At 68.0% G+C, this 25,620-nt stretch carries 22 protein-coding genes, 3 pseudogenes and 1 CRISPR repeat array; of the genes and pseudogenes, 6 read left to right on the top strand and 19 right to left on the bottom strand.

The window, feature by feature from the left end; translation table 11 throughout:
* The 15 genes and pseudogenes from cas1e to MF672_RS13395 all read right to left on the bottom strand — a co-directional run bounded on the left by cas1e (position 1) and on the right by MF672_RS13395 (position 14,784).
* Positions 1–984 carry a type I-E CRISPR-associated endonuclease Cas1e gene (gene cas1e, locus MF672_RS13330; protein WP_242382936.1) on the bottom strand — a complete coding sequence of 328 codons (984 nt, stop codon included), beginning with the start codon at positions 982–984 and terminating at the stop codon, positions 1–3.
* Positions 981–1,604 carry a type I-E CRISPR-associated protein Cas6/Cse3/CasE gene (gene cas6e / locus MF672_RS13335; RefSeq protein WP_242382939.1) on the bottom strand — a complete coding sequence of 208 codons (624 nt, stop codon included), beginning with the start codon at positions 1,602–1,604 and terminating at the stop codon, positions 981–983. Before cas6e ends, cas1e begins: the two co-directional genes overlap by 4 nt.
* Positions 1,601–2,347 carry a type I-E CRISPR-associated protein Cas5/CasD gene (cas5e, locus tag MF672_RS13340; RefSeq protein WP_242382941.1) on the bottom strand — a complete coding sequence of 249 codons (747 nt, stop codon included), beginning with the start codon at positions 2,345–2,347 and terminating at the stop codon, positions 1,601–1,603. Before cas5e ends, cas6e begins: the two co-directional genes overlap by 4 nt.
* On the bottom strand, positions 2,344–3,465 hold the full coding sequence (gene cas7e, locus MF672_RS13345) for a type I-E CRISPR-associated protein Cas7/Cse4/CasC (RefSeq protein ID WP_302893202.1): 1,122 nt from the start codon (positions 3,463–3,465) through the stop codon (positions 2,344–2,346). The genes cas5e and cas7e overlap by 4 nt, the downstream gene beginning before the upstream one ends.
* Positions 3,462–4,103 carry a type I-E CRISPR-associated protein Cse2/CasB gene (casB, locus tag MF672_RS13350; protein ID WP_242382945.1) on the bottom strand — a complete coding sequence of 214 codons (642 nt, stop codon included), beginning with the start codon at positions 4,101–4,103 and terminating at the stop codon, positions 3,462–3,464. The genes cas7e and casB overlap by 4 nt, the downstream gene beginning before the upstream one ends.
* A 14-nt stretch (positions 4,104–4,117) precedes the next feature.
* Positions 4,118–5,683, bottom strand: a pseudogene (casA, locus tag MF672_RS13355) (type I-E CRISPR-associated protein Cse1/CasA).
* 101 nt (positions 5,684–5,784) lie between these two features.
* On the bottom strand, positions 5,785–6,534 hold the full coding sequence (locus MF672_RS13360; protein ID WP_507161376.1) for a hypothetical protein: 750 nt from the start codon (positions 6,532–6,534) through the stop codon (positions 5,785–5,787).
* A gap of 84 nt (positions 6,535–6,618) precedes the next feature.
* Positions 6,619–6,807, bottom strand: a pseudogene (locus tag MF672_RS52095) (hypothetical protein); the annotation flags it as partial.
* Between the two features lie 11 nt (positions 6,808–6,818).
* Positions 6,819–7,748: a CRISPR-associated helicase Cas3' gene (cas3, locus tag MF672_RS13365; RefSeq protein ID WP_242382949.1), complete on the bottom strand. Its 930-nt coding sequence runs from the start codon at positions 7,746–7,748 to the stop codon at positions 6,819–6,821.
* A gap of 71 nt (positions 7,749–7,819) precedes the next feature.
* A complete protein-coding gene (locus MF672_RS13370) occupies positions 7,820–8,737 on the bottom strand; it encodes an IS3 family transposase (RefSeq protein ID WP_242382951.1) in 918 nt (305 codons plus the stop codon).
* A gap of 2 nt (positions 8,738–8,739) precedes the next feature.
* Positions 8,740–9,102, bottom strand: a complete 363-nt coding sequence (locus MF672_RS13375) for a transposase (protein WP_302893203.1) — start codon at positions 9,100–9,102, stop codon at positions 8,740–8,742.
* A gap of 261 nt (positions 9,103–9,363) precedes the next feature.
* Positions 9,364–10,554 carry an ISAs1 family transposase gene (locus tag MF672_RS13380; protein ID WP_247815238.1) on the bottom strand — a complete coding sequence of 397 codons (1,191 nt, stop codon included), beginning with the start codon at positions 10,552–10,554 and terminating at the stop codon, positions 9,364–9,366.
* A 341-nt stretch (positions 10,555–10,895) separates the two neighbouring features.
* Positions 10,896–11,228: direct repeats of the CRISPR family, unit length 28 nt; unit sequence GTCCTCCCCACGCACTTGGGGGTGAGCC.
* Positions 11,229–11,687: 459 nt separating this feature from the next.
* On the bottom strand, positions 11,688–12,431 hold the full coding sequence (locus MF672_RS13385) for a tyrosine-type recombinase/integrase (protein WP_308210485.1): 744 nt from the start codon (positions 12,429–12,431) through the stop codon (positions 11,688–11,690).
* 187 nt (positions 12,432–12,618) lie between these two features.
* A complete protein-coding gene (locus MF672_RS13390; protein ID WP_242384078.1) occupies positions 12,619–12,942 on the bottom strand; it encodes a hypothetical protein in 324 nt (107 codons plus the stop codon).
* 598 nt (positions 12,943–13,540) lie between these two features.
* A protein-coding gene (locus MF672_RS13395; protein ID WP_247815177.1) for an IS3 family transposase occupies positions 13,541–14,784 on the bottom strand; the annotation gives its coding sequence in 2 pieces (ribosomal slippage) (positions 13,541–14,502 and positions 14,502–14,784; 1,245 coding nt in all).
* On the opposite strand from MF672_RS13395, the gene MF672_RS13400 reads away from it, so the two are divergent.
* The 3 genes and pseudogenes from MF672_RS13400 (at position 14,783) to MF672_RS13410 (ending at position 18,523) form a co-directional block, all read left to right on the top strand.
* Positions 14,783–15,235: a DUF6461 domain-containing protein gene (locus tag MF672_RS13400; RefSeq protein ID WP_247815239.1), complete on the top strand. Its 453-nt coding sequence runs from the start codon at positions 14,783–14,785 to the stop codon at positions 15,233–15,235. The genes MF672_RS13395 and MF672_RS13400 overlap by 2 nt on opposite strands.
* A gap of 1,041 nt (positions 15,236–16,276) precedes the next feature.
* Positions 16,277–16,864 carry a hypothetical protein gene (locus tag MF672_RS13405; protein ID WP_242384119.1) on the top strand — a complete coding sequence of 196 codons (588 nt, stop codon included), beginning with the start codon at positions 16,277–16,279 and terminating at the stop codon, positions 16,862–16,864.
* A 70-nt stretch (positions 16,865–16,934) separates the two neighbouring features.
* Positions 16,935–18,523, top strand: a pseudogene (locus MF672_RS13410) (ISKra4 family transposase).
* Between the two features lie 586 nt (positions 18,524–19,109).
* Here MF672_RS13410 and MF672_RS13415 read toward each other — a convergent pair.
* The 4 genes from MF672_RS13415 to MF672_RS13430 all read right to left on the bottom strand — a co-directional run bounded on the left by MF672_RS13415 (position 19,110) and on the right by MF672_RS13430 (position 22,066).
* Complete coding sequence (locus tag MF672_RS13415) at positions 19,110–20,015, bottom strand: S41 family peptidase (RefSeq protein ID WP_242383535.1); 906 nt, start codon at positions 20,013–20,015, stop codon at positions 19,110–19,112.
* A 91-nt stretch (positions 20,016–20,106) separates the two neighbouring features.
* The gene (locus tag MF672_RS13420; protein WP_242383534.1) at positions 20,107–20,931 is read right to left on the bottom strand and encodes a MerR family transcriptional regulator; all 825 of its coding nucleotides are present in this window, start codon (positions 20,929–20,931) and stop codon (positions 20,107–20,109) included.
* 29 nt (positions 20,932–20,960) lie between these two features.
* Entirely contained in the window at positions 20,961–21,452 is a 492-nt protein-coding gene (locus MF672_RS13425) for a VOC family protein (RefSeq protein ID WP_242383533.1), read from the bottom strand.
* A 50-nt stretch (positions 21,453–21,502) separates the two neighbouring features.
* Positions 21,503–22,066, bottom strand: coding sequence for a dihydrofolate reductase family protein (locus MF672_RS13430; RefSeq protein ID WP_242383532.1), 564 nt, complete (start codon positions 22,064–22,066; stop codon positions 21,503–21,505).
* Positions 22,067–22,387: 321 nt separating this feature from the next.
* On the opposite strand from MF672_RS13430, the gene MF672_RS13435 reads away from it, so the two are divergent.
* The 3 genes from MF672_RS13435 to MF672_RS13445 are packed head-to-tail and all read left to right on the top strand — an operon-like array spanning position 22,388 to position 25,588.
* A complete protein-coding gene (locus tag MF672_RS13435; protein ID WP_242383531.1) occupies positions 22,388–23,293 on the top strand; it encodes a LysR family transcriptional regulator in 906 nt (301 codons plus the stop codon).
* A 43-nt stretch (positions 23,294–23,336) separates the two neighbouring features.
* Positions 23,337–24,260 carry a 5-dehydro-4-deoxyglucarate dehydratase gene (kdgD, locus tag MF672_RS13440; protein WP_242383530.1) on the top strand — a complete coding sequence of 308 codons (924 nt, stop codon included), beginning with the start codon at positions 23,337–23,339 and terminating at the stop codon, positions 24,258–24,260.
* Positions 24,257–25,588 (top strand): enolase C-terminal domain-like protein, encoded by a 1,332-nt coding sequence (locus MF672_RS13445; protein WP_242383529.1) that lies wholly within the window; start codon positions 24,257–24,259, stop codon positions 25,586–25,588. Before kdgD ends, MF672_RS13445 begins: the two co-directional genes overlap by 4 nt.
* Positions 25,589–25,620 lie beyond the last annotated feature (32 nt).

Here is a 25,620-nt window from a genome sequence, read left to right on the forward strand (position 1 = left end):
TCACTCCAGTGGAACATCGATGAACTCGTATCCGTAGTTGACCCCTGCGGGCAGCGCGCCGGCGTCCGGGTCCCACAGGTGGACCAGGTCCGTTGTCCGATCGCCGGAGTCGTTGCCGCTGCTGCTGTCAGGGTCCAGCAGGCTTTGGATATCGCGAACGATCTGCGGCATGAGCTTGAGCGCTCGAAACTCCTCACGAAGCCGCCTACGTGCCTCTCGCTCAGGGTCCTGCGAGCTGTACAGCGAGAAGGCCATCGGGATGGTGACGCGCGCCTTGTACAGGTCGGCCACGTCGTAGACGAACGCCATTTGGGTGCCGCTGTGGATGAACCCAAGAGCTGGGGAGCAGCCCAGCGCCAGGACGGCTGCGTGAACGACGCCGTACATACAGGCATTGGCTCCCGACAGCGCTTTGTTCACGGGGTCCTGGTCGTCCCAGGAGTCGGGGTCGTAGTTGCGGGTGAAGCGCTTGAGCCGGTATTTGATGGCCATCATCCGGTACAGCGCCTTGATCCGCTGTCCTTCCAGGCCGCGTAGCTGGGCAAGCGTGGCGCCCGGAGGGGCTGTTGACTGGCCGAACCGCATCTCGTACATGCGCACCGCCACTTGCAGGCTCAGGTCGTCACTGGCCCATGCACGGACCTGCTTCTCTAGCCAGGCAGTGGTGAGCGACGACGGCACGATGCCCGCGTAGCTGCGTACGCCGCCGGCGCCGACGCATACCAGAGAGGTCCCGTGCCGGGCGATCGTGGCCATGGCCGGCTGCGTGATGGACGTCCCAGGGCCGAGCAGGATGCACGCCAGGGAGGCGGTCGGGAGGTAGACACGATCGGTCCCGTTGCGGGAGGCGACTTGAGCACAGACGCCCGTGTCGTCCTGCACGATACGGACCGCCTCGGCGTACAGGAACGAGAGCGAGTCGGCCACCCGCGGCAGCATGGCCAGCGTGGGCGAGGCCAGCTTGCGGCGCGCGTTCGCGCTCACCGGGCCACAGCCAGGCTGAGCAGGCCGCAGCCGTAGCTCTTCCCGCGGCCGATACCACTGAGCACCGCCGCACGCAGCGCGTCAGGGTCGGTGACCACACCGCTGCCGTCGAAGCGAACCACCGCGTGACGGACGCTGCCCTTCGCACGGATGTCGCGCTCGGACAGAGCTTGGACGGTCGCGACGGCCAGGCCGTGGCCGGCCGCCTTGGCCCCCCACCACTCCTCGGCGTCCGGGCCCCGCAGAGCTTGGATCTTCCCGGCGTTCTCGCCCGCGCTCTTGCCCAGCCTCTTGGACGGGTTGGCGGCGATGCGGTACTGCACCCGCAGGCCGGCGCGCAGGTTGCCGAGCAGCGTGCCCAGTTCCCGCACGCTGATCTCGCCGTAGCCGTCCGGTAGCCGTTCCAGCTCGGGCTTCATGCTGCTCTGCACGAGCAGTTGGGTGCCCTGGCGGGTTTCCTCGACGCGGAACAGCACTCCCGCCGTGGCACGCGCCCGGTCGCCGATGTCGTCCGGCACGAGCAACATCAGCCGCTTGTGCAACCGGTCCGGGTCGCGCAGGTCGTTGTTGACATCCCGGCGGGTGAGGTCGGGAAGGATGCGCATCAGCCAGGCGGTCATCGTGCTCCCTCCTCGCCGATGTAGTCGACGAGGCAGTCCCAGAACGCCGCACCGCTGACGAACAGCCCATCAGCGACGGCTTGCGTGGTGATGCTGACTGCTCTGGTCCGGTAGCGCCGGTCGCAACGGCTGAAACTCTCCGGAACGTCGGCCAATTCGGTGACGGAGTCGGCCGTCTCTTCGGCGGACTCCGTGACGAACTCCGCCTCCGGCTGATCAGATCCGCGAAGAGCTCGCGCTATGGGCACTCGGGTCCGCAGGTCCGCCACCGGGTCAGCGGCAGTGCTGCTCAGCAGCAGAGGCTGGTCGGGCGGGCATGAGCGTCTGCCCAGGTACGGTTGCCAGCGCGGCTGCCGCAACGCTTCTGCGATCTCGGCCAGCCGCTCGTCCGGTCCCTCGACGGCCACGGTGAAGACGGCGTCCGAGAGGTACTGGCGCCGGGTCACCATGGTGGCCGTCCCCTGTGGTCGCTGGGTGCCGTCGGGCCGCGGCACGCCACGCGACATGCCGCCGCCGATCGTGTGGAAATCCAGCAGACGAACGCCGGGACGATCGATCCTGACGGTGAACCGCAGACCCTCGTAACCGGTCAGGGACCGTCCGCGTTCGAAACCCTCGGCGCTGGCCAGGAGGCCGATGAGGCCCGAGCGGGTCGGGAAGCGCAGCGTGTCGCGCTGGGCGAAGACGCTGTGCTCGCCCCACGACTGCAGCGGCCCGGCGAGCCGCAGCACCAGACCGCTCATGCCGCGGCTCCGCCGTGCGCCGCGGTCACCGCCCGCTCGATGAGCTGGAGGTAGGAGTCCATGGGGTCGCCGAGCCCCGTCAGCGGCTTCTCATCGATGCATGCGTACGCGTGGTCGATGATTCCGGTGGTGTTCCACAGTTTCTCCAGCCGGCCGGCGTGGTGGCTGAGCTGCTCGCGTGAGGGAGCGGCGAGGCCGCGCTCAGCGCGTACCGGTGCTTCGAAGGCAGCGGCGAAGGAGATCGGCCGGTCAGCGCGTACGGCGACGTGAACCAGGTCAGGCAGGGTGTTGGCGGCCGAGGCCGTCTGCTTCCCGGTCGGGAGGGAGGAGATGAACGCCGTCAGGAACGCCTTGGTCAGTTCTTCGGCCATGGCGAGGTCACCGCCCAGGTTGTCGCGCAGTCCGACGAGGTCCAGGCTGGCGTAGCGGTAGAAGACTCCCGCGCTGAACTCGGCGCTGTTCATGTGCCCGCTGCCGACCTCGTCCTCGGGGAGGCAGTCGTCCACCGCGGTGAAGAAGTCGATCTCCGGAGCCACCTCGTGCGTGGTGAAGGCGTGCGCGACTTGGACGACCCCCGCGACGCCGGCGCCCGGAAGTTCGGCCAACATGCGGCCGAACAGGTTGATAACGCCGTTACGCTCCGACAGCAGCTCGCCGACCTTGTCCACGGGCAGCGCGGCCTTGGGCTTCTTGACGCCGACCGTCTGCTCGATGGCCTGCCGGTGCTCGTCGGCCAGGTCTGCCAGCGCGTCCAGCGCCGCCCTGGGCAGGTACAGCAGCACGGAGGTGCCGCCCTTGTCCTCGAGCTTGAGTCCGTCTTTCTTGTTCGCCGACAGCACCACCTGGGCGCCGGCCGCGATGGCGGCCTCCTCGGACCAGCCCCGGTCCTGGAGCCGGGCGGCGACCTCGGCCGGCACACGCCGCGTACGGACGGCAGGGTCGCCGATGGCTCGTTCCACGTCCAGACGGACAGCGCGCTTCCAGCACTGGCTGGAGACGCGGGTACGTGTGGCGCCGCCGTAAACCAGGCTCTTGGGGGATCCGAGGTCGTCGCGGTTGAGGTTGGCGAACGGCACGGTCTGGAGGATGTGCACGTCGAGGTATCGGGGGGTGGTCACTGGTCCTCGCTCTCGGATTGGTCGTCGGCGTTGGGCGGCTCTGGCGCGTCGGCGCGGCGGTAGAAGTCCTGGAGCCATCTCTTGGTCACCAGATTGCGATCGTGCTCCCACCGGCTGAGGTCGCGCAGCAGCCGGCCCCAGTCGGGGTCGATCTCCTTGGTCGCCAGTTGACGGACCACGGAGGGCAGCTTGCGGTGAAGACCGGAGACGTCCTGACGGCACAGCAGGTGCAGCCGAGCTTCTACGGTGTCGCGGTTGAGCTTCTTGTCGCGGACGGCAGTGCCGAGCGTGGCTCCCAGGCTGACGGACGGACGTTCGGTCTTCTTGCGCGCGGCTTCCGGTTCGTTCGCGGACTCGTCCTGGACGAGTGGAGGAACGTCCTCTGCGTCCGCCTGCTCATCACGTCGGCGAGGCTGGGCCGCGATCATGGCCGCGACTCCGTAGTAGGCGTTCTCGACAGCCGATCGCGTTCGCTCCGACGGCAGCCACGCGGCGACCACAGAATGCGCTCGACGGGTCGCGGCATCGTCCACCGGTCGTCCCAGGCTCCGACGCAACGCCGCCCTGCTGCCGGGAGCGGTGACTTTCTTGTGGATGTAGGTGACGTACTTGTCCGCTGTCTCCAGCGAAACCGCCATCACCCCACCTCCCTTCAGTCGTTAGGTTCGCCTTTGCGCTTCAGGGCGAAGCGGATGAGGCCACGCTTGAGTTCGACAGCGCGCCGGACACGGGGAAGAACAGCGGCCTGATCGGTCACCTCGTCGTAAACCATCAGGGCCAGCTTGAGGAGCTGCTGTGCTGCGTCGTCAAAGGCCCGCGTGCGCACTCGCTGCCAAAAGAGCCGCTCGGCTCGCGGCCAGTAGCGGAACGAGCCGTCAGCCGGCCAGGGGCCCTCGGGGATGTCCTTGCGCGCAGGCTTGCCGTTGCCGTTGGACGGATCGTTGATGGCGATCCATGCCTGTCGCAGCGCGTACCGAAGCTGCGATTCCAGCTTCTCGGCTGTCTGCCGCATAGTGCTGATGGCCGCCGGCACGCCGTCTTCCTTCGCCAGGCCGAGCAGGGCCGGCGTCACGCCGACCGTCCACTCCTTGTCCCGTGTCTGGCCGTCCTGGTCGAAGCCGAAAGCGCGTGCTCTGAGACTCGGCAGGAGGAACAGGCGCAGGTCTTCGACGGCGGCCAGGACCATCGGGCGACGCGCATGGTTGTCCCCGGTGTCCTCCATGATCAGGGCGTCGAAGTCCCGTCACAGTGCGCGATTGCTGTCGGCCTGCCGCGCGTAGCGGTTACCGTCCTTGCTCTGTTGATAGATGAGGTACGGGTCTTCCGCTGGGAACTCTTCGTCTCGCCACGCCCAGGTGATCCAGGCGTCGGCGACGTGTGCGCCATCGGGAGAGCCCTCGAGGAGGACCGCATGTTGGAAACGGCCCGTGAGCACCCCGCCCAGGCCGCTGGGACACGGGGCCAGGCGTGTGGGGTCAGGCAGGTCGTGTGCCTCCCAGGGGGCTCGGTCGGTGCCCCCTGTGGCGAAGTGGTGCGCCGGCGGGATACCCGCCACCAGGGATTCGAAGACACTGGTCCCCACGGGATGGAATGAGACCGTCCGCCGCAGCGGGCCGGCCTTGCTGTTCCCGCCGGATACCGTGCCGGCCGTTCGTGGGGTGCATTGCCCGGAGGGTCCGTAGTACAGCTGGGTCAGCAGGTGGAAGATCGCATCTTCTGTGGGCAGCGGAGGGGGGTTCAGGGCTGTCGAATGGTTGAACCAGACCTGGTTGTTGCCGGCCGGCCTGGACATGACGAGCTTGTTCACCCCGGAGCTCGTCTTGCACTGGTCACGAAGGCGGGGGTCCTGCAGCCAGGGCCGGCTCAGGTCGAAGAGGTTGAACCGGTGTGCGTACTTGTCGAAGTAGTCCTCGGCCTTGTCCGGGTCGAAACGGCCCTTTTCCAGCACGTCGGCCTGGAGGTCGTTCCACCTGTCGCTCCCGCAGGTCATGTCGTCCAGGCCGGTGATGCGGGCGGCGATCACGGTGAGCACTCGCCACAGCCCGGCGGCGGCGGGGGGAGGAGATGCCTCGATGTCCGTCAGCTCGTGTGCGGTGCCGAAGAGCTCCCGCAGCCCGACCTTGCGCTGCTGAGGGCCTTCTCGTACGGGCAACCAAGAACGCTCCAGGAGGTCATAACCAGGGGCCTCGGGCGGACCGGCGATCGGGGGAGGTGGCACGTTCGGTCCGCCTTTCGATCGGTAGGCTTGGGGATGTAGCTACGGGTGGTTCGGGAGTGACGTAGAGCAGCGCTATGGTTTCGATCGTCAGTGCTGGTCCGTTACGGCTCGTCGTGCTCAAGGGATGGGGCGTTGTCCGTGGTTGCATCGCGGTCATCGCTGCTGAACTCTGACAGCCCAAGCTCTGGGGAGAGCCACACTTCCCGCTCGCCGAGCGCACCGGACGACTGCGGGTCAGTCAGCCGGACTACGACGAGGTCACGCAGATGTGCGCTGTCACTCCAGGACTCAGGAGTGGCGTCGCTTTCAGATCGCCCTCGTAGCCAATTCCCTGGAACAGGGATGGCGTGCAGAAGCACCTGACGTACCTGATCCTTGGTGAACCAGGTGCGGTTACCCTTCCTGCCGTTCGGCTTCACCGGCAGCGGCCGGTCCCCGAGCATGAGCTGTCCCTCGGCACCGGTTGTGCAGCACACCACGCGGCCAGAGTCCGCGCCGAGCCGCGTGGAGTATTCGGTCACGAAGTCATCGCCGGTGAGCTGGCTCAGATCATCCACGGCGCTGGGCACCGGGATGGCGGCCATCTTGGCGTACAGGTCCTTGGTCTGCTCGTCCGCGAGCCGGGCGAGGTCTTCCTCACGGGGAGCGGAGGCCGCGTCACCGAAACCTTCGTCGTACACCTGGTCAACGAGTTTCTGGACGTCGTCCGGGATGGCCACCTGACCCGCAGACAGAGCCGTGAGGGCGCTCCAGGTACGGCGTAGTAGCGCGGCGGGATATACGAACGGCCATGACCGGGGTATCTGCAGTGCCCCCGACTCGTCGACCGGTGTCAGCACCACGAGAGTCATCCTCGGCCGTAGCTGTACGTCCGCTTCGTGCTCTTCTCGGTCGACGGCCCAGCTTGGCCGCCACTTGTCGTACTGCTTATGCCGCTGGCAGCGGCCGGCCCGCTGCAGCAGCATGGCCATCGGCGCCAAGTCGCTGATCACGAGGTCGAAGTCCAGATCCAGGGATTGTTCGATCACCTGTGTGGCGACGAGGATCGCCGCGGTCGGGCGAGCATCCTGGGCGTCCTTGCCGAACCAGCGCACGGCCTCCTCGGTCGCCTCTGCTCGACGGCAGGCGGGGAACGTTAGTGCAACAAGCGGAGCGCCGGGACGGCACCCTCCTGTTCACCGAGCCATGACCTCAAGTCCAGATACGTGCGTTGCGCTTCCGCCACCGTGTTGCAGATGACGGCCGCACAACCGCCCTGCTGCACAAGAGGGTGCAACACCTGGCGCAATGTCGTCGTTCGCCGCAGGCGCTGCCTCGCGTCGAGCGGAACCTTGTGCAGATCGACGTGCAGCCTTCGCTCCCGGCTCTTGACCGGTACGGACTGCGCCGCGGTCGGGCTGACGTACAGCCAGCCCGGATAGGTCAGCTGGGGCACCTTGTTGTTCTTGTAGCCGGCGCCGGCCAGGTACGCCTCCGCCAGGCGCCGGCCCGTGGCCACGGGCAGCGTCGCTGACAGGAGGACAACGGGCACCTTCAACAACCCGAGCCACTCCAGCAGGACCTTGAGCAGGCCCTGCATGTAGGCGTCGTAGGCGTGGACCTCATCGATCACCAACACCTTGCCTGCCAAGCCGAGCATACGTAGCACGTTGTGCCGTCCGCGTAGCACGGCCATGAGCGCTTGGTCGATGGTCCCCACCGAGAGATTCGCCAGAAGTCCTCGTTTGCTTCCGCGCAACCAGGGGGTCGCCATGGGATCGCCCGTCACCACCTGGGCTTCGTCGCCTTCGGCTGTGTATGCGCTGTTCAGCCAGGCCATGCCGTGCAACAGCGTCAGCGAGGTGGCTCCTTCGACGCGGCGGCCTCGGAACTCATCCACCCGCCGGAGCATCTGGTCTGAGGTCGCCATGGTGGGGAGGCCGATGAAGTAGCCAGGCATGTGCGCTGCCTCGCCCATCAGACGTCCCGCGTGCAGCGCGGTCTCCGTCTTGCCCTCGCCCATCGGCGCAGTGATCAGTAACAGGCCGGGGTTGCTGCTGAGCAGGGCCGGCAGTTGCTCGCTCACTGAGAGCTGCAGATCGTTCGGGATGAACGGGAAGTCGTCGCTGTCAATCCCCTGAAAGCGTGGAGACGGTTCTATGCCACAGTGGCCCTCAGCAGGGCCGATGAGGCGTGTCTCTTCTCGATCATGTGACGTTCGAATGTGATGGGCGGCAGGTCGTCGTTGGCGCTATGCCGCCGAATGGTGTTGTAGAAGTCGGCAATCCAGGTCGCGATCTTCAGGCGCGCCTCGGTCCGGGTGCGGAAGCGATGGCGGTGCACGTACTCAACCTTCAGTGTGCTGTTGAACGCCTCAGCCGCGGCGTTGTCCAGCGCGCAGCCGACCCGGCCCATGGACTGCACCACGCCCAGGCGCTGGCAAAGCTCCTGGTAGCGAGCCGCAGTGTATTCCGAGCCGCGATCGGAGTGGAAGATCACCCCGTCCACATCGCCGCCGCGGGTGGCCACCGCCATCTGCAGCGAGGCGCAGGTCAGCGCGGCATCGTGGTGTTCGGACAGGGCATAGCCGAGCAGCCGGCGGGAGAACAGGTCCTCGACGGTGGCTAGATACAGCTTGCCCTCGTCGGTGTCGATCTGGGTGACGTCGCCGCACCACAGCACGTCCGGCGCCACCGCGTCGAACCGGCGGCGGACCAGGTCCGGGGCGGCCGGCCGTCTGCCCTGCCGGGTCAGCGAGCGCGGCCTGCGCCGCTTGCGGGCGACCAGGCCGAGCTCGGCCATCCTTGCTGCGACCGTGTTCTCCGACACCCGCCAGCCCGCCTCATGCAGGTCACAGGTGATCCGCGGCGAGCCGTAGGTGCCGCCTGAGGCGTTGAAACAGCGGGTGATCTCGGCGTCCAGGTCGGCTCGCCGCTGCTGGCGAGTGGTGGGTGTGTCCCGGCCGATGCGGTTCTTCCACTTGTAGAACCACGACTGCGACACCCCCAGCGCCCGGCAGGAGGTGATGTGGTCGATGTCGTACTCGGTCTTCTGGGAGCTGATGAAGGCCGCCACGCTTACCGGCCCATCGCCTCTTTGACCCACAAGACCACGGAACGCTTGAGGACATCACGCTCATCTTCCAGCTCGGCGCGTTCCTTCTCCCACGCCGTCCGCTCCTTGGCGTGCTGCTTGACCAGCTCGGCCTTCTCCCGCCGCAGCCGGGCCAGCTCCTCCTGCTCGGACTCCTCCAGCGTCTTGCCCCCGTCGCCGTTGTACTGCTCGTTCAGCCGGTCCATCTGCACCCAATTGTGCAACGTGTACGGGCTGATCCCCAGATCCCGCGCCACCTGGGCCACGGGCTTAGCGGTTTCCTTCACGATACGCACCGCGCCCGCCCGGAACTCCGGATCAAAGCGCCGCCGCGTGACTCCTGTCACGACCAAACCTCTTCCGGTTCGGTCTCCACGTTATGAGGGGAAGGCCAGAGGTGACAAGCCAACGGGTAGGGGGACGGCAGCCCTCGCGACTTGCCCCACAGAGCGAGATCGATGTCTGTTTCGCTCATCCGAGTCCTCAATCCGGCAGCATCCAAATGACGATCAGCAGCCCACTGCACCAGCCACTGGCCAAGAGTCCACACAGTAGAGTCGAGTGCCGACAAAATCCGTTGAAGGGACGGAGGCAGGGCCGTTGCGTTCTCATGTGATGAAACCGAGTAGCTGAAGAGCGTCGGCGGGGTGGCTGCGGTAGTGGTCGGTGGCGGCGGCGATGTTGGTCCAGCCGATCAGGCGGGCCAGGCCGATGGCGAGGTTGCGGAGGCCGGCCATGATGCGGGGTGCGGTGCCGGTGCGGATGCGGGAGGCGTCTTCGCGGTAGGTGACGTCGCGGATGTGGTGCAGGGCTTCGATGCTCCAGTGGCCGCGGATGAGTGCGGCGAGTTGGGCGTGGGTGATCCGGCCTGGTGGCAGGTCGGTGATGGCGTAGATGGTGACGATGGTGGTTTTGCCGGTGCGGTGGTCGGTGCGGCGGCGTTTGATCTGGATCGCCTGGGCGGCGTGCGGGAAGGGCAGGTGGGGGCGGGTGGTGCAGATCTTCATGCGGCGAATCTCGCGGCGGCCGTGCGCGGTCTGGTCGGTGCGGTCGTTGAGGATGGCTTCGCGCCAGGGCAGGGCCTTGAGCCGGTGCAGGAGCGTGGGCTGGTTGCCCTTGACGATGAACAAGTAGTGGCCGCCGGCGGCGATGACGTGGTGGGCGTGGTCGTGCTGGGTGTGCAGGGCGTCGGCGGTGACCACCACGCCGGTCAGGTCCAGGTGGGACAGCAGGGGTGTGAAGGCGGGGATCTCGTTGCTCTTGGCCTCGACCTGCCGTTGGGCGACGACGGTCTGGGTGTCGTGGCGGGTGGCGGCCAGTAGATGGATGACACCGTCCGGGGTACGGCTGCCACGCAGGGTCTTGCCGTCCACGGCCAGGCCGGACAGCGCCGTCCGGGCCGGGAGTTGGATATCGGTGGTGGGCGGGCCGCAGTCGGCGAGTGTGGCCAGGTAGGTGCAGGTCGCCGTGTCGAAGGCGTCGCCGTCCAGCCGGGCGAGCAGCCGTCCTAGGGTGCTGGCGGCCAGGCGCACGGTGCCGGGCAGGCCGGCCCGGGCGCGCAGGTCGGGGTCGTATCCGGTGATGAATCGGGCGATCTTGGTCAGGGAGGTTGCGCCGCCGAGCACGGCGAGCAGGGATATCGCCAGCAGCGGGCCGAGCCGGTAGCGGCGGCCTCGTCGGCTGCGCGGGTCCGGGATGGCGTCCAGGAGCTCGGCGAGTGTGGGCAGGTCAGCCGGTGGGTCGGTGATGGTGACGTGCTCCAGGTGGCGGGTGAGCACGTCGATCGGGGATGATGGCACGCGAACGCGGCCCCTGTTCTTGATCGACTGGCGTAGACACCCAACGATCTTCAGGGGTCGCGTTTGCCGTCTGCCTGCCGGGGTGCCCTCAACCGCCCGGCTTCATCGAGCCCGTGTATGTCTCGTCAGACGAGAACGCTTCGGCCCTGGGGACGGAGGGCGTGATTGCATTTGGCTCCGCGGTGGCCTGAAGCGGGGGCATGGCCAAGGTGGATCAATCGTCGCTCTCGGACAAGCCTTTACGGGTCCTGCAGTCCAGGAGGGTCCGTCTGTCCGTAGGAATGCCGTCAAAACCCGACACCGACTTGGTGATGGGTTGGTATAACTGCAGGTCAGCAAGTGTCCTCCCCACGCACTTGGGGGTGAGCCTTCCTCCGCGCCCACCGCGACCAGATTCGCCGCGTCCTCCCCACGCACTTGGGGGTGAGCCGACGCACCTGTACGGCGAAGGCCACGAGGAGACGTCCTCCCCACGCACTTGGGGGTGAGCCGCGACCCGCGCGCCGGGGGAGGTCCGCATCCTCGTCCTCCCCACGCACGTGGGGGTGAGCCGATCCGCGCGTCCGTCAGGGCGATGGCCGGCATGTCCTCCCCACGCACGTGGGGGTGAGCCGTCCGATGAGACACCTGGTGCAGATGACGCGGCGTCCTCCCCACGCACGTGGGGGTGAGCCGTCGTGGCAGGTCATGAGGACGATGTCGGAGTCGTCCTCCCCACTCACGTGGGATGAACTGGTTCACCGGTACCGGCCGCTACCTTGTGCGATGTGTCCTCAGCCTTGATCGTTCCCAGGGCGTTCCCATAAGGGCTTACTGCTATGAGAAGCTGCAGGTCAGACGCTTATTGCGATGGGACTGTGAAACCGTCGGCTCAGCCTACGCAAGTTCGAACCTTGCACCTGCCACCAGCAGTAAGTGCAGCTCAGAGGCCCTACGGGGCCTCTTCTGCGTTTCGGGGGCATGTCGCTGTAGGCAGCCCTGAGCGGCCGTTTGTCGGTGGTCGCGCAATACATGCGCAATGATCTTGGGGCTGTTTTCGCAGGTCGAGGCGGGCGTTTTGGGGGTCGTGTGCCCCAGGAAACGCGAACGGGCCCCGGAGATCATCCGGGGCCCGACGGCTTGTGGGTGGCGTGTCATGCCGCCAGTGCGTCGTCTATTCGTCGGTTCGCGATCTCCTGTTGGCCGTCGATGCACTTGGCGTAGACGCGGAGGAGGACGTCAACGCTGTGGCCCGCCCGCTCGGCTACCTCCGGGGCCGGAACGCCTGCGTTGAGCCAAAGGGAGACTGCCGCGTGCCGGAGATCGTAGGGGCGCTTGGCGAGCGGCGAGGCGACCTGGGCAGGCGTGAAGGCGAGCTTCCGGGCCTCCTGCCAGACTTCTGTGTAGGCCGTCGAGGCGACCACCCCGCCGCGCTCGCTCTGGAAGAGCCGGCCGTTCGGACCGAGCCCGAATTCGGCTATGTGGTCGCGGAGGATCTTGACCAAGGTCGGCGGGATGGGCACGGGCCGGACGTCATCCTGTCCGCGGTGCTTGAGTCCGCGTTCCTCGTGGGCATCGCCGGTGTCCGTCCACTGTGTGTTGACCTTCGGCCGGGAGGCGTCGATAAGGAGGCGTCCCCAGTCCGCCTTCGGAAGATCGCAGTCCTCCTTACGCAGGGCAATGGCCTCGGCGGGTCGGAGGGCGGCGTAGTACATGCACGCGAACAAGGCCGTGAGCCGCCTCCCGCGTCCCCGCCTGCCTATGTAGGTCACCGCGGTCAGCAGCTCTTGCGCCTGTCGAGGATTGACCACGATGCGTGGATCCACGGTCTCGGTGGTCTTGGGCGGCTTCCAACTTGATCCGGTGCAGCGGATTTGCCGAAGCTCATCCAACTCCACGGCGTACTCCAAGACTGCGTGCAGGACGGCTCGCCGCGTCGGGTGTCTGGGCCGTAAGTGGCTGAGCTGGAAGCTTGATCATCCCGTCCGTCATCGACCCGGGACAAGCCGAGCAGACCTTGACCCCGTGGCCCAGGCCCGCTTCCCCTCCGGGCGGGTCGAAGGCAGACGGGATGATCAAGTAGGGTCAGTCGTCAAATGCTCCCGTTGCGCCTGCCGCGAACCACATAACCGCGAACACGCCGATGTTGCCCCATGCCCACGGCCAGAGGGCCTCGATGTTGTAGATGTAAGCCAACAAAGGCAACGCTATGAGGATGATCACCCAAGCGACGCCGATTATCGGTATCTTCTTCCAGACTAGGGCGAAGGCGCCCCCGATCAAGCCCCATGCTACGACCGCTACCACACAAAACACGATGAAGCCGATGATCCATAGCGCGACGGTTAGGATGGTCCCGGCTCGATCGCTCGGAGTGTCGAGTGCGCTGAGGAGGATTTGCTGCACCATGGCTCGTGCCTCCGTGAGGGCCACTAGATGATGTGTGGTGCCTCCTACTGTGCGTGTCGGGCCAGTTGCAGATACAAACTGGCGCTTTTTGTCTAGAACATCTGCAGGCTGATCGTCCTGGCGCGCGCCTCGTGTGCATGCTCTGGGTTCGGCGGCGGCCACTACAACTGCTGGGCATGCCCCAGAAGGACGCCGGGACGCAGGTTCGATCGCTGTGCAATATGCGTGTAATGATCATGCCCACTGCGTATCCGCGTGGGGCTACGTCGCAGCTCGCATGCCGTGTCGGCTTGAGAAGAGTCACGAGCTGTAAAACCATCAAAGGAGGTTGCGGTGGTCGACCCCCTCGTTCAGTTTCGTTGGTTGGAAGCTTCGCCAGGAGTAGGAGACCGTGAGGATCTGCTCGGCGAGATTTTCTGTGTGTCCTTTTTTCGCGGCTCGAACCTGCTGAGGTGCTGCGACGCTTCGGGGCCGGACGCCCAGGGCGGGAGATGACCTTCCATGAACTCCGTGTCAAGGTTTGGGAGTCGGCAGGGGTCGGCAACGACTATGTCGGTGTCGTCCAGGTCGGTGAACCGCCCCGGCTTTGATGGAGACCTCAGCGGTTGATTGCTAGGGCTTCGTTGGGGTGGTGCTGAGCGTAGTAGATCGCCTCGAACTCCTCGGGCGGGAGGTGTCCGATGGCTGAGTGCAGGCGGGTCGTGTTGAACCAGGCCACCCATTCAGCGGTGGCCAGTTCCACCTCAGCCAGGCTGCGCCACGGGCCCCGGGGCTTGATCAGCTCGGTCTTGTAGAGGCCGATATGCGATTCCATCAGGGCGTTGTCGAGCGCGTCGCCGACCGTGCCGATGGAGGCGTCGATGCCGGCCGCCAGCAGATGGGTGGTGAACCGGAAAGAGGTGTATTGACTGCCCGCGTCCGAGTGATGAACCAGTCCCGGCCCGGCCGGGTGGCCGGTGCGCTCACGCCGCCACAGGGCCATGTCCAGGGCGTCCAGCACGAGCGTGGTGTGCTTGGTCAGCGAGGCGGCCCAGCCGACGATCGCCCGGGAGTAGATGTCGACGACGAACGCGACGTAGACCACCCCGCACCAGGCCGTCACGTGGGTGAAGTCGGCCACCCAGGTGGCGTTCGGCTGCTGGGCGGTGAAGTCGCGCTGCAGCCGGTCGGCCGCCCGCTCGTGCCCGGGATCGGGCGTGGTGGTGCGGATCTTCTTGCCCCGCCGGGCGCCGTGCAGGCCGAGTGCGCGCATCCGGCGCTCGACGGTGCAGCGGGCCACCCGATGCCCCTCGCGCAGCAGTTGCTGCCAGACTTTGCGGGCGCCGTAGACGCCGTAGTTGGCGGTGTGGATGCGCTGGATGTGGGCGTCCAGTTCGGCGTCGCGCACCGCCCGCGTCGAGGGCGGGCGCCTCTTGGCGGCGTAGTAGGTGCTGGTGGAGATGGGGCAGCCGTGCTCGGTCAGGACACGGCAGATCGGCTCGACACCGAACACGCCGGCGTGCTGGTCGATGAAGGTCACGAGTGCGTGTGCGGCCGGTCGAGCTCGGCCGCGAAGAAAGCCGATGCGGCCTTCAGGATCTCGTTCGCCCGCCGCAGTTCGGCGTTCTCCCGGCGCAACCGCTTCAGCTCGGCCGACTCGTCCGTCGTGCGGCCGGGCCGGCTGCCCTCATCGATCTGCGCCTGGCGGACCCAGGTACGCAGTGTCTCCGCGGTGCCGATGCCGAGCTTGGTCGCCACCGCGTTGATCGTGGCCCACTCGGTCGGGTAATCCGGCCGCACCTCGGCGACCATCCGCACCGCCCGGCGGCGCAGCTCGGCGGGATAGGGAGACTTACCAGGCATGGACTTGATCCTCTCAAGAGATCAAGTCTCCACCGAACCCGGGGCGATTCACGGTGAGTGGAGCGTGGCCGTCGAACCGGGAGGCTTCCAGGCGGTGCTGGCCGAGCCGCTGACCGGGCTGTCTCGGGGATGCGAGGTGGTTACCGTGGGACGGCACGATTATGCGGAGGACAGCTTCGTGTATGCGGTAGATGGCGAGGTCGTCACGAGGTTCGCGCCGCACCTGCCAGGCACTCGGTGGGGCAGTGACCCGGACCGGATCAACGAGCTCATGCGTGAAACCGGCTTGCCTCCGGAGAAGTTGGATAAAGAGGCATGGGAGGCGACCTGGGATGACAGGTTCACCAACAGGATCTCGCGTGCGTTCTTGCTGGCAGCCAAGATCACTGGCGTGGTGTTCACTCCCAGCGTCCTCGACGAGCCCCTACTTGTCGGGGCCATCAGTCAGTGATCACGAGGAGCGTGCACTGGTGTTGCGGGTGGCTACCAAGTCCACCCGGTTTACCGCCGATCCGAGTTCAAAGCGCCGGTCCTCTACAGGTGGAAGGCCCTCTCTCCCGATAGATCGGGCGGTTCCTGGGGGCGATCGTGGCTGGCTAACACCATGTTCGACTGCATTCCGGCCGACGAGTGGCGCATCCACTGACCCGCTCGTGTGGGACGACCACTCAGCGCGCTCCATCTAATGATCCGGAGTATGCCCGGAATGATCTTAGAGGTACATGGCTTGGGTACCGCCCCACCGCACGTGGGTGGGCAAGTGGAACCGGAACGTGTGACGCCCTGTGAAACCGTCGGCTCAGCCTACGCAAGTTCGAACATTGCACCTGACACATCAGCGGGAAGAGGCCCGTCACCAGCGGAAACGCGGTGGCGGGCCTCTCGCTTTGTGTCCGGCTGCCCACGGCCGGCACCGGCGGCGTACGGCTGATCGTGCCCAACGCTGCATCATTCGTAAGCCGACGACGGCCCCCTACCGAGCGCGGAGGGAAGAGCCGGGGACGCACCAGACCACGACGCGGTACGTGGTGTGGTCGAAAGGTGCGTCATTGGTGAGGGGATGTTCGAAGTCGGCCAGACGATCCAGGTCCATGAACAATTCCGCAGCTCTGGGCGTGGTCTCAGTCAGGGGTATGAACTTCGCAGGCATGCTGGCTGATGCCAAGGCAGGCGACCACACGTGATGCGTCCGGAGCTAGGAAAAGCTGAAAGTGATAGGCGAGTTCCGGACGATGCCCGGGATGAGGTGTTGCCGTCCGTAGGAGCTGAGCTGGGTGACTGCCTCCTCGAAGCCGAGGGATGGGATCTCTAGCCGGTGGGTGAGATGGGCGCGGCGCTGGTAAGTCCTGGTCAGGTGGAGGGCCTCGACCGGGTCCGGTCATATTTTGAAATGGGTGTAGCTCTTTCTCAGTGAGTGCCTGAGCTGGACTTTTGTGGCCGTGACTGTTTCGTCCAAGAACCGCCTTCTACTGTGAGTGCAGACGGTGAGGCGGTGGTGACGATGGGCTCGTTGCTCGAGGAGTTGGCACGGCGTGAGGCTGTGGCCCGGCAGCGGATCGAGGAGATCCGCGAGCAGATCGCCGCGTTGGAGTCACGGCTGGAGGATGAGCACGATCGGCTGTCACGGCTGGCAATCACCCGGGAGACGGTGGAGGAGATCTTGGGTGAGGCAGCCGAATTGGCCGCTGAGCCCAGCGAAACGGCCCCGATCAGCGCGGCCGGTGCGGTGCCGGTGCGGCCAGCGGTGCTCGGTGTGGTGACGGTGCCGCCGTGGCAGGCGGGCATGAGTGCGGCGATGCTGCCGCGCGCGTACCGGGACGCGGTGGAGATCATGGCCGATGCCGGGCGGGCGATGCGGGCCGGGCAGATCGCGGTGGCAATGGGCTTGCCGGATGAGGCCGCCAAGCGGGAAGGACTGCGCTCCAAACTGAAGCGCCTGGTGGAACGCGGCTGGGCCCGGGAGGAAGGACCGGGCTTGTTCATGGTGATCGAGCCGGTGGCGCGTGAGGTGTCCGGGCAGGGCGACGGATGGTCACGGGACGGCATCGCGGCGTCATCTGCTTCGTCACCGGGCGGGTGATTGCGGCAGGGCTCTTCCGCCGTCAGGTTCAAAGGTGCCAACCACATGTCCCCGGCGGAAGAAGAGCCCTATGCAGGCACCGTACGACACCGAGGTCACCACTGACGTCTTTGCGGAGGCGAGGAACACCTTCAACTGTCTCATCGGACAGCTCACCGGCACGGCGTCCGCGACGCTGACCCATGACCGGCTGGAGGAGACGATCGTCGAGCAGGGCCGTGAGAGCGGAAGAGGAGGACAGCGAGAGGAGGGAGGGAGGAGGAGCTGCAGCGCCAGATGCTGCAAGCACACCTTGATCTGCGGGCGTTGCGCGAGCGGCAGCAGGCGCACCACGCCCGCCAGGACCGCCAGGACGCCACGACCGCCGGAGTGACCGGGCCGGACGGCGTGGCGCGGCGGCGGCTGGAGAGCGGGCATCACCGCTTGCTGGCCACCGTCGTGGGGACGGTGACGGTCACCCGATGTGCCTGGCGCGCCCCCGGCGTGCGCAACGTATACCCGGCCGATGTTGCCTTGTCGCTGCCGGCGGTGCGGCACTCGGCCGGGCTGGCCAGGCTGGCGGTCATCGAGACGGTGCGCGGCTCGTTCGACGCCGCCCACGCCTCCCTCGTCGCGCGCTGCGGCAGCGTGATCGGCAAACGGCAGATCGAGCAGGCTATCGTGGCGGCCGCGGTCGATGTCGATGCCTTCTACGCCGCGCAGACGCCCGTTCCGTGCATCGCGTCCACGGTGCTGGCGATCAGCGTGGACGGCAAGGGCATCGCGATGCGCCCCGAGGCGCTGCGGCCGGCGACTGCCAAGGCCGCCCGCGCCCGCGCCACCTTCCGGACCCGGCTGGCGGCAGGGGAGAAACCGGCCCGCAAGCGGATGGCCACCCTCGGGGTGGTCTACGACGCCGAGCCCGCGCCCCGCCGGCCGCACGATGTGATCGCCGTACCTGGCGGCCGGGCCGGGCAGCGCCTGCCACGGGCCAGGCCGTCCGCGATGCGTAAGTGGCTGTGCGGCTCGATCGTCACCGGCCCCGGCCCGGTGATCGCCAAGGTCTTCGACCACGCCGAAGCCCGTGACCCCGGCCATGCCCGTCCTTGGGTCGTGCTCGTCGACGGAGCCCGTCACCAGCTCGATCTGATCGCGGCGGAGGCCGCCCGCCGCGGCATCGGCGTCCATGTCGTGATCGATTTCGTGCACGTCCTGGAGAAGTTATGGGCTGCCGCCTGGAGCCTGCATCCGCCCGCGGCTCCGGCCGCGGAGGACTGGGTCGCCGGCCACGCCCTTGCCCTGCTGGCCGGGCACACCGGCCACGTCATCACCGCGCTAACCGCGCAGGCCAGCACAGCTGGCGCGCAGCGCCGCGACGGCATCGACGCCTGCATCCGCTACCTGACCAACAACTTCGAGCACCTGCGCTACGACCAGGTACTCGAAGCGGGATGGCCGATCGCGACCGGCGTGATAGAGGGAGCGTGCCGTCATCTGATCGCAGACAGATTCGACCTGGCCGGGGCACGCTGGGGTCTGGCCGGAGCAGAAGCGGTGCTGAAACTCCGCGCTCTGATCGCGAACGGTCATCTTGAGAAGTACTGGCATTTTCACCTCGCCCGGCAACACGAACGTGTCCACCAGAGCGACTACCAGGACGGATACTCCCTCACGGCTTGATCGCTGCACTCACCGAGAAAGAGCCACACCCTTTTGAAATAGGCTCCAGCGGTGAGCGCTTGACGGCACGCAAGGCATGCTTTTCCTCCTGTGCTGTCGAGAAGTTGAACGAGTGTCTCTCTATCCACCAGGGCAGCGTACGCATGACCCGGTCCCCGGGAACCGTGCGATACGCGTCTAATGATCATGTTGCGGGAGAGTGCCGGTATCGCTCTGCACCCGCCGTGATGGTCATTAGCGCAACCCTCCAAGGAGGTTGCGGTGGCCGATCTCCTCGCCCCGCTCCGTGGGTTGGGAGCCTCGCCAGGAGACGGCTTGCTGCGCCGTTCGCCCAAGGCGGGAGATGACCTGCGGGCGGTGGATTCACAGGGCGGGTACTTCTGGGGCGGTCATGCAGCGGTCCAGGTGGTGGTACGGGAGCCGGCGCATGCCCGTTTGGTCGTGGGTGACGGTCAGCGCGGTCACCGCGGCCATGACGGAGCTCGAGCGCCGGACCCGTCACAGGAGGCGGGAACTCCCCAGCTCCACTCCGCACGTCAGAGGACCCCGCGCTGTTCGGTGCGGGATTGTCGGCGGGGTCAGGTGGTCAGGTGGTCAGTTGGGCGAGGGCCAGGGTGTGTGCTCGGGTGAGGGATTCGGGGGCCGGGCAGGGGACGTCCGGTTGTACGCCGGTGCCCTCCCAGTTGGTGCCGGAGACGGGGTTGATGGCGCGGCCGGTGGGGACGGTGGCTTCCAGGTGGGGGTGGACGGTCCAGCCTTTGCAGGGGTGGGCGCCGCCGCGGGTGGGTTCGCCGACGACGGTGGCGCGGCCGAGCTGTTGCAGGTCGTAGGTCAGTTCCTCGGCGGCGGAGAAGGTGGTGGCGCTGGACAGCACGTACAGCGGTTTGCTGCCGCCGAACCGCGCGCCGGGGACGTGCGGCAGGCTCCAGGACTGTTCGGTGCGCTCGCCGCTGCGCCAGTACATGGTGTTGAGGTGGGTGCGTTCGTCCAGGAGGTAGCTGCAGACGAAGGCGACGGTGTCCGGGTCGCCGCCCCGGTTGCCGCGGAGGTCGACGATCAACGCCTGGGCGCGGGCGGCCAGGGTGAGGGCGGCGGTCAGGGGCTCGGCGGCCCAGTCCAGCGGGAACAGCATCGGAGCCAGCTCCACCACGGCGACTCCTCCGTGGAGCAGCTCCACGCGAGGTGCGCCGCCCAGGGAGGTGTCGAAGTCGCGGCGGATGGATTCCAGGGTCGCCGCGCCCTGCTCGGGGGAGACCGGGTCGGCGTGGTACTTCAGTCTCAGGTGTTTGTCGCCGTTGACGGACTGCAGGTCCGCGGTGACCAGCCGGGCGAGTTTCTCGGCGTCGCCGACGTCGTAGGCGCCCTCGGCGAGGCGTCGCCGTAGCAGGTCGGCGAGCTGCTCGGCGGTCTCGGGGAAGACGTAGTGCTCGGTCACCAGCCGGGCTGTCTCGTCGATGACGGGGGCGGGTCGCAGGTGGGTCAGAGTCGTCATGGCCGGGAGTAGATCAGGGGCGTGACGAGAGCGTCAAAGCCGCTCGGACGCCTTCGGCAGGCGCGGTCGGCCCTGCCGGGTCGTGGGCGGGTCAGGTCCACGTCGCCGTATCGGGGTCGATGCCGTGGTCGCGGGCGTTGGCGTTGATGATGTCGCGGAGCCAGGTGGTCAGGCCGGGCTCGATGGCGTCGTAGTACGCCGTGAAGCCCGGGTCGGTGACGTAATTCCTCGCCAGGCAGACCTGCATGGCATGGGTGCAGTCGAAGTACACGTCCATCGAGGCCCTGTGCCGTTCGGCCAGGGTGTTGGCTTCGGCGCTGCCCGGCCGGACGCCGGCGCGCTTGGCCGCCGCCAGGTCCTGCTCGAGCGAGGCGATGTTGCCGGCGATGTGCTGCCACCTTTCGGGGGTCATGCCTGCGGCGCGTTCGGCGTACTGCGCCCATTGGGTCGTGTCGCCCCATCGGGCGCGTGCGCCGGCGGCCAGTGACGGGTTCCAGCGCTGCCCGAAGATCGCCACCTGCTCCTCGGCGGAGAGCAGGATGCCGGCGTTCGCGGCTTCGATCATGCGGTCGACCGCGTCGACCATCGTCCGCAGGCGGGAGATGCGGTCGAGGAGCTGGGCCCGCTGTTGTCTCAGCGGCACGGTCATGTCGGTCGCCGGGGCGTCGAGGAGTTCGCCGATCGCGTCGAGCGGCAGACCGAGCTCGCGGTAGATGAGCACCCGGTGGACGCGGGCGAGGTCGGTCGCGGAGTAGAGCCGGTAGCCGCCGCTGGTCCGCCCGGACGGGCGGACCAGTCCGATCGCGTCCCAGTGGTGGAGGGTGCGGACGGTGACTCCCGCGTGTGCGGCCGCGGCCCCGACGGTGAGTCCGCCGAGCTCCGTGGCGTCGTCGTCGTTCGTCGCGGTGCTGGTCACGCCGTCGAGTGTGCCACGCTTGTCCGGTTTCATGCCTTGGGGAGCATGAAGCCGTTCTCGTCGAGGTGGCGTTCCTCGGCGCTGTCGGCGGTGAGAGGGAGGGCGGCGGTGACGGTCACGCGGGCGTTCTCCGGCGTGGTGACGTTCAGCTCCAGGGCGTTCCATGGCATCTTGCGCGGTCCCGTCGCGGAGCCGGGCACCAGTGCGTCGCACGCCCGCGCGATCTCGTCGATCTGGCTCATCACGCAGCTGAGGCCGATGCCCACCGTCCCGGCGGCCGGGACGAGCAGGACGTCCTGGAACGCCCACCGCCGGAGGTGCGTGACCTGGCCCGGCATGGTGAACAGGTCGACGAACCCGAGTCCGCGGGTCCAGAACTCGACGGACGCGGACAGGTCCGCGGTCGGCACCGTCACGTACATCGGCATGCCGTAGATGCCGCGGAAGACCTCCGGCGGCGCCACGTCGGGGCCGGGCGCAGGGACAGGGCTGATCTCGAATGCCTCGTAGTGGTCGGCCATGTGTTCATGGTCGGGCCTGACGCGGCGTCAGGGTCAAGCTCGGCGCCGGGTCAGCGGTGGCGTCGGTAGTGCAGGTAGACGATGCCGTTGCTGGAGGTCGTTGTGGAGACCAGGTCGAGCTGGTACGACTTGGGGATGCCGTCGAACAGCCGGGTGCCCTCGCCCGCGATGTAGGGGAACATGCTCAGCTGGAGCTCGTCGAGCAGGTCGAGCCGCATGAGCGAGCGCCAGAGGCGAACGCCGCCCCAGACGATGATGTGACCGTCGCCGCCCTGCCGGAGCTTGTCGATCTCCTCTGTCGTGTCGCCGGCGGCGATCGTGGTGCCGGCCCAGCCGGCCGTCTTCATGGTGCGGGAGAAGACGACCTTGCGTCCGGAGTTGAGCAGGTCGGCGAACGGGTGGTCGGTGGCCGTCGTCATGGCCGCCGACATGCCCTCGTAGGCCGTGCGGCCCATGAGGTGGGCGTGCGCGCCGCGGAGGAAGTCGAGGTGCGCGGAGTCGTCGGGGTCGCGGTTCTCGGGCAGGTCGAAGCAGAACTTCCAGAAGTCGGTGTCCTCGTCGGCGAGGAGGCCGTCGAGGGAGTGGTTGAACACTGTCGCTATCAGCTTGCGCATGGTGGTCACGGCTCCGTGGGTCTCGGGTGTCCCTGATGCTTCAGACGGCGGTGCCGTCCGGAAGTCATCGGTGCCGGCGGGCTCAGAGGCCGGCCGCAGGCGGGGCACGGGAGGACGACGTCGTGGCCCTCGGCCCAGCCGTGCACGACGTCGCGGAAGGGCTCCCACGCCGCGTCGTCGAGCTGGAACTACTCGTCGACCAGGTCGAACGTCGTGGCACGCGGTGCGTTCGGTCAGGACGACTCCTGAGGAGATCAGCCAGTGCCGGACGTAGCGATGCGAGACCGGGGCCTTCGACGCACCGAGTGATACCTTCTGGGCATGGCCTACACCTTGGAGCAGCTGCGTGGCTTCGTGGCTGTGGCCGAGGAGTTGCACTTCGGGCGGGCGGCCATGCGGCTGCGCATGACCCAGCCGCCGCTGAGCCGGCAGATCCAGAAGCTGGAGGCGGCCGTCGGCGTGCAGTTGCTCGAACGGGACAACCGGCACGTGTCGCTCACCCCGGCGGGCGAGGCGTTCCTCGGCGAGGCGCGCCGCCTGCTGGCCATCGCCGAGGCGGCGCCCGACCTGGCGCAGCGCGTGCACCTGGGCACCCGCGGGCTGGTGCGGCTCGGGTTCACGGCGGCGTCGACGTTCGGGGTGCTGGGCGGGCTGCTCAACAGCCTGGAGTCGAAGCTGCCGGACGTCCGGATCGAGCTGTTCGAGATGGTGACGCGCGAGCAGATCACCGCCCTGGCCGCCGAGGACCTGGACCTGGGGCTGGCCCGGCCGCCGTTCGACCCGGAGCTGTTCAACTCGGTGCTGCTGCACCGCGAGGCCCTGATGCTGGCGGTGCCCGCAGGGCACCGGCTGACCCGCCTCGACCGGCCCGCGCGGGCGGACGACCTCGCCAGCGAGCCGCTGATCTTCCACTCCCAGCAGCGGGCGCGCTACTTCTACGACCTCGTGGTCAGCATGGTGCCGCTCACGCAGGAGCGCGTGGTGCACAGCGTCAGCCAGGTGCTCACCATGCTCTGGCTGGTCTCCGCGGGGCGCGGCATCGCGTTCGTGCCGGCCTCGGCCACCCTGCTCAACATCCCGGACGTGGCGTACGTGCCGCTGACCACGCACGTTCCCGAGCCGGTCGAGCTGCACCTGCTGTGGTCGCGGCACTCGCGCAACCCCGCGCTCGACCGGGTGCTGACCGTGCTGACCGACGATGCCGGCACGGTATCACGCGATACGTAAACACCATTGGACAAGTATCGTCCGTGGTTCTTACGGTGGCGGCGTGACGCTGACTCCTCCTAACGAGCTGGCCGGCCGCCTGACCACCGGCCTGCTGTCGTTCCCCGTGACCCATTTCGACGAGCACCTCGCCTTCGACGAGCCCCGCTACCGCGAGCACCTGGCGTGGCAGGCCGGTTTCGGTGTCGCCGGGCTGTTCGCCGGCGGCGGCACCGGCGAAGGCTTCTCGCTGACGTCGGAGGAGATCGACCGGGTGGTGCGCGCCGCCGTGGACGAGGTCGGCGACCGGCTGCCGGTCATCGCCCCGGCGACCGGCGGCACGGCCCAGGCGAGCGCCCAGGCCGTCGCCGCGCAGCGAGCCGGGGCCGCCGGGCTGCTGCTGCTGCCGCCGTACCTGACCGAGGCCAGCCAGGCCGGGCTGATCGAGCACGTGAGCGCGGTCTGCCGGGCGACCGACCTCGGCGTCATCGTCTACAGCCGGGCCAACGCCGTGCTGGACGACGACACCGTCGCCGAGCTCGCCGACCGCAACCCCAACCTCATCGGGCTGAAGGACGGTGTCGGCGACATCGAGCGCATGACCCGCACCTACGCCAAGGTCGGCGACCGCCTCATCTACATCGGCGGCCTGCCCACCGCCGAGACCTTCGCCCTGCCCCTGCTCCAGCTCGGCGTCAACACCTACTCCTCGGCGATCTACAACTTCGTGCCCGAGTTCGCGCTGCGCTTCTTCGCGGTCGTCCGCGCCCAGGACCGGGTGGCGGTGTACCAGATGATCAACGACTTCATCATCCCGTACATCGACATCCGCAACCGGGCGCGCGGCTACGCGGTCTCCATCATCAAGGCCGGGCTCACCGCCGTCGGGCGCGACGGCGGGCGGGTGCGGCCCCCGCTGACCGACCTCACGGACGACGAGCGGGCGGCGCTGGCGACCCTCATCGAGAAGGTCGGCGGGACGTCATGAGCCCGCGCACCCCCACCGTCGCCCGCGTCGAGGCGATCCCCGTGGCCGGGCGCGACAGCATGTTGCTCAACCTCAGCGGCGCGCACGGGCCGTTCTTCACCCGTACGCTGGCGGTCGTCACCGACAGCGCCGGCAACGTGGGGGTCGGCGAGGTCCCCGGCGGTGAGGCGATCCGGCACACCGTCGAGGCGGCCGGTGAGCTGCTGGCCGGCCGGCCCGTCGCCGAGTACGCGAGCCTGCTGCGCGAGGTGTCGGCGCGCTACGCCCACCTCGACGCGCGGGGGCGGGGGCGGCAGACGTTCGACCTGCGCACCGCGATCCACGCCGTCACGGCGCTGGAGAGCGCGCTGCTGGACCTGCTCGGGCAGCACCTCGGCGTGCCCGTCGCGGAGCTGCTGGGCGAGGGGCGGCAGCGCGCCGAGGTGCCGGTGCTCGGCTACCTGTTCTACGTCGGCGACCGCACCCGCACCGACCTGCCGTACGACGCGGGGAGCGACCCGGCCGACGACTGGGAGCGGCTGCGTCGCGAGCCCGCGCTCACCCCCGAGGCGATCGTCGCGCTGGCCGAGGCCGCGCGGGCGCGCTACGGCTTCGCCGACTTCAAGCTCAAGGGCGGCGTCCTCGACGCCGAGCAGGAGATCGCCGCCGTGCGCGCGCTGGCGGCGCGCTTCCCGGACGCCCGGATCACGATCGACCCCAACGGGAGCTGGCTGCTGGCCGACGCCGTCGAGGTGTGCCGCGACCTCGGCGGCGTGGTGGCCTACGTCGAGGACCCGGTCGGCGCGGAGGGCGAGCTGTCGGGACGCGAGACGATGGCCGAGTTCCGGCGCGTGACGGGCCTGCGCACCGCCACCAACATGATCGCCACCGACTGGCGGCAGCTCGCGCACGCCGTCCGCGCCGACGCCGTGGACATCCCCCTCGCCGACCCGCACTTCTGGACGATGCGCGGCTCCGTCCGCGTCGCGCAGCTCTGCGACGACTTCGGGCTCACCTGGGGGTCGCACTCCAACAACCACTTCGACGTCTCGCTGGCGATGTTCACGCACGTCGGCGCGGCCGCGCCCGGCCGGATCACGGCTCTCGACACGCACTGGATCTGGCAGGACGGCCAGCGCCTGACGCGCGAGCCGCTGCGCATCAGGGACGGCCGCATCGCCGTGCCGACCGCCCCGGGGCTCGGCGTGGAGCTCGACCTGGACGCGGTCAAGGCCGCCCACGAGCTCTACCTGGAGCACGGGCTGGGCGCCAGGGACGACAGCGCGGCCATGCAGTACCTTCACCCCGGCTGGCAGTTCGACCCGAAACGGCCGTGTCTGCTGCGGTGACCGGGGCGATCCGCCCTGATACGTCACAGTCC

Origin of the sequence: Actinomadura luzonensis (assembly GCF_022664455.2) — a bacterium.
Lineage (GTDB): Bacteria > Actinomycetota > Actinomycetes > Streptosporangiales > Streptosporangiaceae > Nonomuraea > Nonomuraea luzonensis.